Annotated in this window: 12 protein-coding genes, 1 tRNA gene and 1 pseudogene; 3 read left to right on the top strand and 11 right to left on the bottom strand. The window is 68.6% G+C overall.

Annotated features, from left to right (window positions below; genetic code table 11):
- Positions 1-71: 71 nt before the first annotated feature.
- The 6 genes from C6A87_RS13405 to C6A87_RS13380 all read right to left on the bottom strand — a co-directional run bounded on the left by C6A87_RS13405 (position 72) and on the right by C6A87_RS13380 (position 4400).
- On the bottom strand, positions 72-1112 hold the full coding sequence (locus C6A87_RS13405) for a hypothetical protein (RefSeq protein WP_311117650.1): 1041 nt from the start codon (positions 1110-1112) through the stop codon (positions 72-74).
- Between the two features lie 174 nt (positions 1113-1286).
- Positions 1287-1925, bottom strand: coding sequence for a cutinase family protein (locus tag C6A87_RS13400; protein ID WP_311117927.1), 639 nt, complete (start codon positions 1923-1925; stop codon positions 1287-1289).
- A 168-nt stretch (positions 1926-2093) separates the two neighbouring features.
- Positions 2094-2414, bottom strand: a complete 321-nt coding sequence (locus C6A87_RS13395) for an SMR family transporter (RefSeq protein ID WP_311117649.1) — start codon at positions 2412-2414, stop codon at positions 2094-2096.
- Complete coding sequence (locus C6A87_RS13390) at positions 2414-2740, bottom strand: SMR family transporter (protein WP_311117926.1); 327 nt, start codon at positions 2738-2740, stop codon at positions 2414-2416. Before C6A87_RS13390 ends, C6A87_RS13395 begins: the two co-directional genes overlap by 1 nt.
- Positions 2740-3300, bottom strand: a complete 561-nt coding sequence (locus C6A87_RS13385) for a TetR/AcrR family transcriptional regulator (RefSeq protein WP_311117648.1) — start codon at positions 3298-3300, stop codon at positions 2740-2742. Before C6A87_RS13385 ends, C6A87_RS13390 begins: the two co-directional genes overlap by 1 nt.
- Positions 3301-3395: 95 nt before the next feature.
- The gene (locus C6A87_RS13380; protein WP_311117647.1) at positions 3396-4400 is read right to left on the bottom strand and encodes an NAD-dependent epimerase/dehydratase family protein; all 1005 of its coding nucleotides are present in this window, start codon (positions 4398-4400) and stop codon (positions 3396-3398) included.
- A gap of 200 nt (positions 4401-4600) precedes the next feature.
- On the opposite strand from C6A87_RS13380, the gene C6A87_RS13375 reads away from it, so the two are divergent.
- Entirely contained in the window at positions 4601-4924 is a 324-nt protein-coding gene (locus C6A87_RS13375) for a MarR family winged helix-turn-helix transcriptional regulator (protein WP_396837056.1), read from the top strand.
- 53 nt (positions 4925-4977) lie between these two features.
- Here C6A87_RS13375 and C6A87_RS13370 read toward each other — a convergent pair.
- The 3 genes from C6A87_RS13370 to uvrB form a co-directional block, all read right to left on the bottom strand.
- A tRNA-Cys gene (locus tag C6A87_RS13370) sits at positions 4978-5048 on the bottom strand.
- A 48-nt stretch (positions 5049-5096) separates the two neighbouring features.
- Complete coding sequence (locus C6A87_RS13365; RefSeq protein ID WP_311117645.1) at positions 5097-6506, bottom strand: MFS transporter; 1410 nt, start codon at positions 6504-6506, stop codon at positions 5097-5099.
- A 38-nt stretch (positions 6507-6544) separates the two neighbouring features.
- Positions 6545-8704, bottom strand: coding sequence for an excinuclease ABC subunit UvrB (gene uvrB, locus C6A87_RS13360; protein ID WP_311117644.1), 2160 nt, complete (start codon positions 8702-8704; stop codon positions 6545-6547).
- An 81-nt stretch (positions 8705-8785) separates the two neighbouring features.
- On the opposite strand from uvrB, the pseudogene C6A87_RS13355 reads away from it, so the two are divergent.
- A pseudogene (locus C6A87_RS13355) lies at positions 8786-9293 on the top strand (DUF402 domain-containing protein).
- Positions 9294-9379: 86 nt separating this feature from the next.
- Positions 9380-9904: a hypothetical protein gene (locus C6A87_RS13350; RefSeq protein WP_311117643.1), complete on the top strand. Its 525-nt coding sequence runs from the start codon at positions 9380-9382 to the stop codon at positions 9902-9904.
- Here the strand turns inward: C6A87_RS13350 and coaE are convergent.
- Both coaE and aztD read right to left on the bottom strand, forming a co-directional pair.
- Positions 9901-11121 (bottom strand): dephospho-CoA kinase, encoded by a 1221-nt coding sequence (coaE, locus tag C6A87_RS13345; RefSeq protein ID WP_311117642.1) that lies wholly within the window; start codon positions 11119-11121, stop codon positions 9901-9903. The genes C6A87_RS13350 and coaE overlap by 4 nt on opposite strands.
- Positions 11122-11146: 25 nt before the next feature.
- Positions 11147-12373, bottom strand: a complete 1227-nt coding sequence (gene aztD, locus C6A87_RS13340) for a zinc metallochaperone AztD (protein WP_311117641.1) — start codon at positions 12371-12373, stop codon at positions 11147-11149.
- Between the last annotated feature and the right edge of the window lie 111 nt (positions 12374-12484).

Below are 12484 nucleotides of genomic sequence, written 5' to 3'. Positions count from 1 at the left end.
CGACGGCCGTGACGTGATGCGGAGTACACCGGGGCTATCGCGCAGTGCGCCAACGCGACTCTGGCCGCGACTCACCAGTCCTCACGGTCCCGGTTCCCCGTCACGTCTGCGGGTGCGGCGCTGTCGGTCGCCGCGGCGGGACCCGCAGACCATGCGGTCCCCTCGCAGATGAGGTCCCGGGGAACGGGAAGGGTCGCGGGAAGCAGCGGGAATGCAGGCAACGCGTCACCGAGCGGCAGCGCCGGCAGCGACAGTGCCGGTGCCGGTGCGCTCATCGCCACCACCGGCACTGGTGCGCCCAGGGGCAGCGGCGGCACCGGGACGACCGGGACGACCGGACCGGGTGCGGCCACGGGCACCGCCGCGGCGTGCAGGATCGGCGCCGACTCCGCGGGCAGATCGGATCCCGCGAGCGGCGGGTCCGCGAGGGCCGGCGGAGCATCCTGGAACGCCGAGACTTCCTCAACGGCAACAGGTTCTGCGACGACCGGTTCTGGCGCAACAGGTTCTGCGACGACCGGCTCGGCGGCGACAGGCACAGGTTCGGCAGGCGGCGGGGGTGGCGCTTCAGCCGGCGGCGCCGCGGCTGCCAGCTCGACAGGCGCCTCCGTCGTCGGCGGCGGCACCGGCGCGGAGGCGGCCGCCGGGACGGCGTCGACCGGCGGCGCCGGCAGCGGGACCGCAGGCGCCTCTGAGGCCACCGGGACGACCGGCACCGCTGGCATGGGCGGCAGTGCAGCCGGAATCACCGGCGCGACAACGGGACCCGCGGGCGCGGCAGGAACGGGGGCGGCGGCATGAACCAGCGGCGCGGTTTCGACAGGGGGCGGCGTCGGACCGGGTGCCGCCAGCGCCGAGACACCGTGCATCACGTCGGCGACCGGAATCGCCGGAAGCGGCGGTTCCTCGGCCACCATGTTGGACAACGCGCCGGTCGCGGTGTCGAGCGTCTCGAGGACATTCGGCGGTTCGGCGGCCAGCTGCTGCACCATCTCCAGACACGGCACACCGGGACTCGGTTCGGCGGCGGCAGGTGCGCTGTAGGTCGCGAGCGGCCACGCCACGCCCACGGTCAGCACGGCGACACCGATTCGGTTGATGCTGGGTGACATCGTCTTGGGTGAAATGTCTTTGTCCTTGAAATTTCAACGGTGCCCCCTGGCGGGAAAACCTAGCCGGTGGCGGGGTCTGACGACGAGGCGGTTACCGAACCGATACCGGGCGGACGTCCGGCGGTGACTTCTCTTCGATTCTCTCCAGAATCATTGCGGACAGGGCAAATTCACTCACGGTTGGCGGCCGAGCACGCGGTTCGCCACGAAAGTGGCCGCCTCGTCGACCATCCCGTTCCACGGGTAGGACCAGTGGGCAAAATAGTTCATTCCGCGCGAGCAGTACGGGTCTCCGTCGGCGCAGAGGTCGATGGTCTTGTGCCCGTACAGCGGGCTGATCTTGGTCAGCGGCCCGAGCGACGGCTGGTCGCGCGACGGATTGGCGAACACCGCGACCGCGGCGACGTGGTTGACCATCGCATCGGGCAGCGGGGCGGGGGTGAAGAACCAGATCCGGCGATTGCCGATGGTGATCAGGTCGATTACGCCTGCGCCCTGGGACATGCCGCCGAGCACGATCTTGGTCCTGGGGCACATCCCCGCGATGTACTGCACGTGTTTGTTGGCGTCCACCGCACCCGCAGACGTGGACTTCGGGAAGTTCCAGCTCGCCGGATAGTTGACCGCGTACGCCGAGACCTTCTTACCGGACAGCTTCTTCTTGACCGCGTCGACGAACGCTCTGCCGACCGGCCCGAACCCTTGCTTGTCGCTCGTGCCGCGGGCGAATATCACCTCGACATCCGGGCATGACACCGCCCCAGCAACGGGAGCAGCGGCGATGGACAACGACACAGCCAGGGCCGTCACCACCGCAGCACAGAGCGAACGGACCACCTGGCGTGCGAGCACGCCACAACGCTGACACAGTTCTAGCAAATATGAACCATGCTGCGACGCAACGGTGATCGAATGGTTGCCATTCTGTGTCGCGACAAAAAGTGTAATCGGGTCGTCACCCGGATAACCTGCTTCGCCCTGTCAGTGACCGGCACCGATCTCCACCACCATCACGCCGACCGCGATCAGCGCGATGCCGGCGAGCATTCTGCACGTCAGCGGTTCGCCGAACAGCCACCGCGACGCCAGGGCCGTCAGTGCGACGCCGGCCGCTGCCCAGATGCCGTACGCGACGCCGAGCGGCATCCCGAACCGCAGCGACCACCACAGCAGCGTGAACGCCAGCAGGTAACCGACGACGACGACGCCGTAGAACGCCGGCCGCCCTCTGGCCGCGGCCCGCAGCGCGAGCGTGCCCGTGACCTCACATCCGATCGCGACGACCAGCAACAGGTACTGCATCATTCGGCGCCCGCGCGGGAGCCACTCTCGACGAGCACCACGCCGCCGATGATGCAGAGCAGGCCGACGCCCATCACGGCGGTCAGCGTCTCACCGAAGATCACCGCCGACAGCACCGCGGTCGCCGCCACCCCGGTCGCGCCCCAGATCGCATACGCCACTCCCAGCCCCATCCCCCGTTTGAGGACCAGGGCCAGTAGCACGAAGGACACCAGGTAACCGAGCACGACGACGACGTACAGCGCCGGCGTCGTCGCAGATCCCTTGAGCGACAATGTCGCCGACACCTCGCACACGATGGCCAGCAGCAGATACACCCACGCCATCACGACTGCTCCCCCAGCAGCTCGAGCGCCACCGCGAGCACCTGCGGCCGTTCGTCGTCATCGAGGGGGAAGGTCGTCGACGAATCCGCCAGCCACACGCCGTCGGCGAGCAATCGGGCGGCCTGCAGCCGGGCCCGTTCGGCCGGCGGGAGGTCGGCGGGAACCTCGACCCAGGGTTGGAAGCGTTCGGTCCACCGCGCGACCGTGCATTCTGCGGTCCTGGGATCGCTCAGCATCACCAGATCCGACGGCCGATGACGAGTCTGCAGGGCCCACCGCACATAGGCGCCGAGCCGCTGCCTCGGCGAGGCCACTTCCAGGGGGATGCCGAGTTCACGGGACATTCCCTGTTCCTGCGCGTCCACGATGTGATCGACCAACGCCTCCATCAGCGCCGTCTTGGTCGGAAAGTGGTACATCAGTCCAGGCTTGGTCAGCCCGCACTGTTGGGCCACCGAGTCGAAGGAGACCGGGATGCCCGCGTCGAGCAGGCGCAGGGCGGCGTCGAGGATGCTCGTCATCGACGACGGGCGCCCGCGCACCGGAAAGGTCGAAGTCACCGGGTTACTTTACCTTCCGGTTGGTAAAGAAAACGAACGGCACCGCCCTCAGTGCCCTGAACCCGTTACGGGCCAATAGGTTTGACAGTCACGGTTCATCGACGTCCCTGCCTCGCATCGTGCACGGTGGCCATCTCGGCAAGCCCGTCGGCGACCGAGACCAACGGCCGGTATCCGAGTTCGCGACGGGCAGCGGTGATGTCGTAGGTCCGGCCCCGGCCCATGAAAGAGGTCGTCCAATTGGTCAACGCCGGCGGATGCGGGCGCCGCAGCAGGCGGGCGCCTGCGTCGAGCATCGCCCCCATGGGGCGGGCGACGGCCAGCGGAAAGCTGCGCACCCCGCTCACGTCGACACCCTGGGTGGCCAGCAGTGGGGTCATGAAATCGCGAATCGGCATGGGTGTGCCATCGGTGACGTAGTACTTGGCACTCGCACGCCCATGCTCCAACGCCAGGTAGGCGGCCTCGGCGAGATTGTCGACATGAACGAAATCCATGAGGTGGCGGCCCTGGTCGATCCACGCGAACCGGCCCGCGCCGACCGCGGCGACGAACTGGGAGAGGGTGGCCATCCCGGCGCCCCAGATGAAAGGAGGGCGCAGCGCGATCGTGCTCATCGTCGGGGTGACAGCCTGCAGCAGTGCACGTTCGGTCGCCAGTTTGACGCGGCTGTAGGCGATGTTGGGCCGGCCGTCGTCGGTGTCCTCGTTGACCATCGCCGCGCGCTGGCTTCCGGTAGAGACGCTGGCCGCGCTGATCAGAACGAACTTGCGTACCCCGGCGTGCGCAGCTGCGGCGTGCAAAGCGACGGTCGGCTCATGGTTGCGCTGCCTGAACAACTCATCGGGACCCCAGAACTCCATGAATGCCGCACTGTGGACCACGGATTCGACATCGCCGAGCACTCGGGTCCACCGCGGACGCGCGTCGCCAGACAGGTCGACCAGGCCGCCCCGCACCGGCGTCGCACCGGCTTCGGCCACGAGTAGCTCGGTCCGGTCGCTGCGAGCCAGAGCGCTCACCTGATGCCCCTCGTCGACGAGCCGTCTCACGACGCGCTGCCCCACGAACCCACTGCCGCCTGTCACAAGAATCTTCATCGGAACTCCTCCTGGGTCAAATAATTTGATGTCAAACTATATGTACCCGATAGTGTGCGTCAATGGGCGGATCAGAGGACTTGAACTCGGTGTCTCAGGCGGGAACACTTGCCGACGCATTCGGCCGCGCCGCCAAGTCGGTGGGACGCGCGTTCGATGACCGGTTGGGCGAACACGGCGTGTCGACTCCGAGGTCGAAGTTGCTCGCCGAGGTGGACCGGCTACAGCCGGTTCGGTTGGCAGATGTGGCCCGGGCGGTGGGAATCAGCCAGGGCACCGCGTCGACGCTGGTGGAAGCCCTCGTCCGCGACGGTCTCGTCGTCCGCACCGCAGACAGCGTTGATCGCCGGGCGGTCCGGTTGACCACCACACCGGAAGGAGCCGCGCAGGCGAAAGCCTGGTTCAGCGATTATCTGCGCATCGCCGAAGAACTCTTCAGCAGCCTCGCTCCCGCCGAACAGCGCGCCCTTACCGACGTGTTGAACCGGCTCGCCGACGCAGTGAACGGCCCACCACAGAACTGAACGATCACCGCGGTAGGTCAACGGCGCGCACGCCTTTCGGCGAGCCTCGTGCGAGCGAGTGACGGGATTCGAACCCGTGTAAACGGCTTTGCAGGCCGGTGCCTAGCCACTCGGCCACACCCGCACTGACAACGAGAGTGCCAGCTCTCCGCGACCGGGTGAAGAGTTCGGATCAGCGTGATCGCGATCGGCCGCTTCTGGTCGATGCCACCGCCGCGAGCGCGGCGAGCACCGCGAATGATCCGAACAGCCAGCGCGCCGCGATCACGTCCCCGTCGCCGGCGACGTTGACGACCACCCCGGCCAGGGCGGCGCCGAAGGCCGCTGCGATCACCTGCACCGTGTTGATCGCGGCCGCCGCCGCGGGCCCCTCGGCCGGGTCGTCCACCTTGCTCATCGCCCACGCCGACAGATGGGGCCAGGCCATGCCGATCCCGGCACCGCTGACCACCAGACCCGCCGCCCACAGCGTCACGAACACCGGGCCGGCACCGTCGCGCTGCGCCAGCGCGCCGATGGCGAAACCCGTGGCCATCACCAACGGTGCGATCGCCACCGTCCGCACGATCGCCGTCTGCCGGGCGAGAGACGCGCTGCTGATCTCGCTCACGGTCCAGCCGATCGCGAGTCCCGCACCGAGGAAGCCGGCCGCCACCGGCGTCAGGTGTGCCAGCCGTTGACCGAACAGCGGTACGTAGAGGTCCACCATCGTCGCGGCCATCAGCACGCCCAGCGTCAGGTAGATCCACTTCAGCGGTCCGCGCCCGAATGCGCTGGGCGGCAACACCGAAGAGCGCACCCGGCGGTCCACGACCACGAACAGACCCACCAGCCCGAAGCCGGCCGCCACCAGGGCGCCGGTGACCCGGCCGTCGTCGGCCACGCCGGCGACACTGACCAGCAAAGCGGCGGCGCCCAGCAACAGCAGCGAGCAGACCGGCACCCGGAAACGCTGCGCCGACCCGGCGGGGGCATCGGACCGCGCGGGCAGTGCGATCGGCACCAGCACTGACATGGCCGCGGCCATCCCCACCAGCACCACGAACGCCCAACGCCACGAACCGTATTGGGCGAACAAGCCACCCGCGGCCGGGCCGAGCAGGGTGCCGACGCCCCACATCGCCGACACCAGCGCGGACGCTTTGGTCCACAGCCGGCTGGGCAGCGCGGTGTTGATCACCGCGTAGCCGAGGCCGGCCAGTAAGCCGCCGGCGGCGCCCTGCGCGGTGCGCCCGACGAGCAGCAGCTCCATGCTGGGCGCGGCAGCACATCCGAGGCTGCCGAGCCCGAACACCGTCAGGCCCGACAGGTACGCCAACCGCGGGCCCAGGCGCAGCAGCACCGGATGCACGAGGGTGGCGGCCACCACCGACCCGACCAGGTACACCGTCGTCACCCACGCGTAGAAACGCTGGCCGCCGATGTCGCCGACAGCGCTCGGCATCAGGCTGATCGTCAGGAACTCGTTGGTGGCGTACAGCGCGACGCCGCCGGCGAGCACGGTCGCCGCGCCGAGATTGCGCGGGCCGAGGAGTTCACGCCAGCCGCCGGCGGCGACGGTCTCACTTTCGACTTCGGTCACGACCTGAACCTAAAACCTCAACAGCGGTTGAGCTCAAGTCATTTCAGGCCCGCGGCATCCATGCCGCGCAGTTCCTTCTTCAGGTCGGCGATCTCGTCGCGGATCCGCGCCGCGAGCTCGAACTGCAGGTCGCGTGCCGCGGTCATCATCTGCGCGGTCAGATCCTTGATCAGGTCGGCCAATTCGGCACGCGGCATGTTGGAGGTGTCCCTGCCCTCGAACACGCCCGCACTGACCGCGCGGCCTGGCTCGCCCTGCGCCCGCCTGCCGCGCGACGCGTTGCGACCGGAGCCCCCGACCTCGACCGCTTCGGTGTCGTCGGCCTCCCGGTACACCTGATCGAGAATGTCGGCGATCTTCTTGCGCAACGGCTTCGGGTCGATGCCGTGCTCTTTGTTGTAGGCGATCTGCTTGGCGCGGCGACGCTCGGTCTCGTCGATCGCCTGCTTCATCGAATCCGTCATCTTGTCGGCGTACATGTGCACCTCGCCGGAGACGTTTCGCGCGGCGCGCCCGATGGTCTGGATCAGGCTGCGCGGCGAACGCAGGAAGCCTTCCTTGTCGGCGTCGAGGATCGCCACCAACGACACCTCGGGCAGGTCCAGGCCCTCACGCAACAGGTTGATGCCGATCAGGACGTCGTACTCCCCCAGCCGCAGCTGCCTGAGCAACTCCACCCGGCGCAGGGTGTCGACTTCGGAGTGCAGATAGCGGACCCGGATCCCCATCTCCAGCAGGTAGTCGGTCAGGTCCTCGGCCATCTTCTTGGTCAGTGTCGTGACCAGCACCCGCTCGTCGCGTTCGGTGCGCTTGCGGATCTCGCCGATCAGGTCGTCGATCTGGCCCTTGGTCGGTTTGACGATCACCTGCGGATCCACGAGGCCGGTCGGGCGGATGACCTGCTCGACGAACTCGCCGCCTGCCTGACTCAGCTCGAAGGCGCCCGGTGTCGCCGACAGGTAGACCGTCTGGCCGATCCGGTCGGCGAACTCCTCCCAGGTCAACGGGCGGTTGTCCACCGCCGAGGGCAGCCGGAAGCCGAAGTCCACGAGGTTGCGCTTACGGGACATGTCGCCCTCGTACATGCCGCCGATCTGCGGCACGGTGACGTGCGACTCGTCGATGACGAGCAGGAAGTCCTCGGGGAAGTAGTCGATCAGCGTCGCCGGCGCGGTGCCGGGGCCTCGGCCGTCGATGTGCCGCGAGTAGTTCTCGATGCCGGAGCAGAAGCCGACCTGGCGCATCATCTCGATGTCGTAGTTGGTGCGCATCCGCAGGCGCTGAGCTTCCAGCAGCTTGCCCTGCCCCTCCAACTCGGCCAGGCGCGCCTCCAGCTCGGCCTCGATGCTGGTGATCGCCTGCGCCATCCGTTCCGGCCCGGCGACGTAGTGGGTGGCCGGGAAGATCCGCAGCGAGTCGACCTTGCGCACGATGTCGCCGGTCAGCGGATGCAGGTAGTACAGCTCTTCGATCTCGTCGCCGAAGAACTCGATGCGCACGGCCAGCTCTTCATAGGACGGGATGATCTCGACGGTGTCTCCGCGGACCCGGAACGAGCCGCGCGTGAACGACATGTCGTTGCGGGTGTACTGCACGTCGACGAGCAACCGCAGCAGCGCGTCGCGGGGCACCTCGTCGCCGACCTTGAGCTCGACGGAGCGGTCCAGGTATGACTGCGGGGTGCCCAGGCCGTAGATGCACGACACCGACGCGACCACGACCACGTCGCGGCGCGACAGCAGGTTCGAGGTCGCCGAGTGGCGGAGCCGCTCGACGTCGTCGTTGATCGAGCTGTCCTTCTCGATGTAGGTGTCGGTCTGGGCGATGTACGCCTCGGGTTGGTAGTAGTCGTAGTAGGACACGAAGTACTCGACGGCGTTGTTGGGCAACATCTCCCGCAGCTCGTTGGCGAGCTGCGCGGCCAGTGTCTTGTTCGGCGCCATCACCAGGGTGGGGCGCTGCAGACGTTCGATCAGCCAGGCCGTGGTGGCCGACTTACCGGTGCCGGTCGCACCCAGCAGCACGACGTCCTTCTCCCCCGCGCGGATCCGGCGTTCCAGTTCGTCGATCGCGGCGGGCTGGTCTCCGGCGGGCTCGTATTCACTGACCACCTCGAAACGCCGGCCGGAGCGGACGACGTCGTCCACGGGGCGGTACTCCGAGTGCGCAAGCACTGGGTGTTCGGTCGCAAAAGCCATCTCACCAGGGTAGAACCTGACACCGACAGGTTCTGTTCCCACAGCGCGGCACCGCCGCCGGCCTGCATTTATGCTGGTTGCATCCATCCTCCCAAGTACGAGATCTTCGACCTCGAACGCCGGCACCAACACCGATCCCAAGGGCATCGTCCGGGCCGTCGACGTGTACACCGTCCGGCCGTGGGGTCTGTACATGGCCCGGCCCGCGCCCGGGCGGGCGCAGTTCCACTACCTGGAGTCGTGGCTGCTGCCCGCACTGAACCTGCGGGCGACGGTGTTCCACTTCAACCCCGGCTACGAGCGTGACCAGGACTTCTACCTCGACATCGGCGAGTACCGGGCGGGCAGCACCCGCTGGGAGGGCACGGACCACTACGTCGATCTCGTCCTGCGCACCGGCCGCGACGTGCAGGTGACCGATGTCGACGAACTGGTCGCCGCCCTCGGCGAGGGACTACTGACCCCGGAAGCGGCCGAGCGCGCCGTGTGCACCGCGCTGACCACCGTCGAAGCGCTCGCCCGGCACGGCTATGACCTGGGCGCCTGGCTGTCGGAGGCTGGGATGCCGCTCACCTGGCGCGGCGTGTAACGGTTTGCTGCAGACCGGCGATCTTGATCCTGATGGCAACGACTGTGCACGTGTCCGGTCAACGGCGGACGGTAGTCTCTGGATCCATGGTTCCCGCCAAGCGCATGCGGACCGCTGCGACGGCCGCCGCAGCCACGCTGTCGGTCGCCCTGCTGGCCGCCCCGGTCGCCTCGGCTCAGCCGCCCGGTCCCGGTACCGAGGTCGCGCCGGCGCCCGCTGAGCCCGAGATCCTGCACAACGTGCTCTACCGTGCGCGTGCCGACGGCACCTCACGGGGAGCGGTGGTGGCCTACCGGATGGACGACGAGAACGTCAACAGCGCGCAGCCCACGCTGCTGCCGGGTCAGACCTTCGAGATCAACGCGGTGCTCGCCGACCCCGCGCAGGCCGGCATGGAGCTTTCCATCGAATGGCCGTACGGGTCGAACCTGCACTGCGAGATCCTGGTCGACGACCAGATCGTCGCGAAGGCCGACCAGTTCATCGCCCCGCGGTTGTTCCGGCCCAAGGACGACCCGCTCTACGGCGTGCTGCAGTGCGGGGCCCCGCTGAACCTGCCGATCGACACCGCGGCACCGGCGGTGCCGCAGCCGGAGTCGGACGCGCCCTAGGGTCGCCAGCCCGTCGCGTCCGCCCACTCCCAGGCCCGGCGGTAGTTGTCGAGGAACCACGGCTCCTTGGCCTCGGCGTAGGCGCCCGTCGTTGCCGGCTGTTGCGCGGCGACGTGGCGCTTGAGCGCCAGGTACTCGGCCTGCACGGCGGGGTTGGCGGTCACCCAGTCCACGAACAGCAGCGCGAACTGCTGATTGGGCCAGCCCTGCACCCGCACGTGCACGTTGGTGGGACGTCCCGGGTCCGCCGAGCAGTACAGCCTCTTGTGCCACAGGTCGGCGCTGCCGGAGTGGTCGAACTCGGCCACGGTGCTGCGTCCGTCGGGCTTACCGACGTCGGAGGTGACCGCGGTGCGCACGTAGCCGGCCCCGTGCAACGCGTCGGCGAGTTCGTCGGCGACCTCCAGCGACGGGACGGTGACCTGGACGTCGATGACGTCCTTGGCGTCCAGTCCCGGCACCGCGGTCGAACCGATGTGGTCGACCCGCACCGCCCGGTGCCCGCAGGCGGTCCGCAGCCGGGCCAGGATCCGCTCCGCCTGCGCCGGCCACTGCGGATCGGCCGGAACCAGTTGGGGTGCCGCCGATGCCGGGGAGCCCGCCGCGAGGTTGTGGGCGAACGGCTGGATGCGCTCGTGCCACAGCGCGCGGGCCTTCTCCACGAGCTCCCCCGCGCTGCCCGAGTTGTCCAGCCACACGTCGGCCACGGCGCGGCGCTGCGCCTCGCTCGCCTGGGCCGCGATGCGGGCCCTGGCATCCTCCTCGGAGAAACTGCGGTACTCGATGAGCCGCCGCACCCGCAGGTCCTCGTCGGCGTGCACGATGATCACCAGCGGGAACATCGGCGCCATCTGCGATTCGACGAGCAGCGGGATGTCCTCGATGACGACGGGATTTCCCCCGGCCTCCTTGGCGCTCTCGATCAGTTCCGAACGCCGTTGCCCCACAAGCGGATGCACGATGCCGTTGAGTGTGGCCCGCTTCGCCTCGTCACTGAACGCGATCGCGGCCAGAGCGGGCCGGTTCAAAGCGCCGTCGGGCAGCAGGATCTCCTCGCCGAAGGCCTCGACGAGGGCGGCCAGGCCTGGCGTGCCCGGCTCGACGACCTCGCGGGCGATCACGTCGCCGTCGACGACGATGCCGCCGAGTTCACTGAACGTCGACGACACCGTCGATTTGCCTGCCCCGATTCCTCCGGTCAACCCAATGCGCAGCACCGCCCCAGTGTGTCAGGCCGCAGGCTCAGCCTTCGACACCAGTCATCTCGATCGCCGGGTGAGCCAGCGTGGTCTCGGCAAGGACGGCGCCGTCGGCGAGGTCGATCGCCAGCAGACGCCGGGCGCGTGGGTCACTGACGTAGGCCACGTCGTCCTGCACGTGCAGATCGGGCATCGGGGACTGCCATTCGTCGGGTTCGGTCCATGCCGGCACGGCGCCGAAGTGGCCGATCCGCTGCGCACTGACCGGGTCGAAGACGTGCAGCGCCCCGTCGGTGCCCAGGATCACCGCTTCGCCGTCGGCGCCGCGGTCCAGCGATCGGAAGCTGTAACTGGTGCCCAGCGGCACCACGCGCAGCGTGCCGGTCGCCGTGTCGGTGAGGGTGAACCGTTGTGGCCGTTCGATTTCGGCGTCGGGATCGGTCTTGTAATCGCCGAGAACCCCAGTCGAGGCATCGCTTCCGGCCTGGTTCCCGATGCGCCCGTAGGGATCTGGGCTGGCAACCTTCTGAATGTCGTTGCCGCGCACGATGAGCAGCCCGTCCTCGCAGCCGAAGGTCAGCACTCCGGCGGCGGCCGCGGCTTCCCCGTGCAGTCCGGGGCACCGGTCGTCGGCGGCGATCACGCTGTCGGTGGCGTCGAGGATCTGGAGGCCGGTCCGGCCGTCGTCGTCGCCGACGCTCACCACGACGGTGCCGTCTTCCCGGGCCACCGCGACCCCGTGGTGCGGTGTTGTGGTGACCCGGGTCTCGGCGACGGCGACGCCGTCGAGCAGTGCGTGCGGGTCGACCACCTCGGCAGCGCCGGTGCCGTCGCTGAACAGGGTCACCTTGCCGTCGTGGGCGACGACGTGGCCAGGTTGGTCACCTCCGAAGCGGAGGTCGGTCATCACCGGTTCCGCGGTGTAGTGGTGACCATGGTCGCCGTGTGCGTCGGTCCAGGTCCCCATGTCGAGCACGGCGAATCCATCGGTCTGCGAGACGAATACGTGCCGCCCGTTGGCTGCGGGGTTGAGCCGGACGAAGCCCTCCACCGGGATGTCGGCGACCTGGTCCAGGGTGTCGGCGTCGACGACAAGGACTCCGCCGTCGTAGCTGAGCGCCAGTCGCGGCGTCGCCGTGGCCCGCTCGGTCGGTGCCGCCCGGACGGTGTCGGCGGCGGTCGGGTCGGCGGACGGCGCGCCGGCGGGGGTGGCGCATCCCGCGCCGAGCAGTGCCACGGACAGGAGAGGAAGCAGTCGGGTTGTCGTCATGGCGACGATCCAACCCGTTAATGAAAATCATTGTCAAAAAGCGATATGTGCACGTGTCCCCCGGAGATGACGAAGGCCCCGACTCCACAGGGAGCCGGGGCCTTCGATCAG

The sequence above is a fragment of the Mycobacterium sp. ITM-2016-00317 genome (assembly GCF_002968295.1).
GTDB lineage: Bacteria > Actinomycetota > Actinomycetes > Mycobacteriales > Mycobacteriaceae > Mycobacterium.
This window is presented reverse-complemented; position numbering and strand designations above follow the sequence as displayed.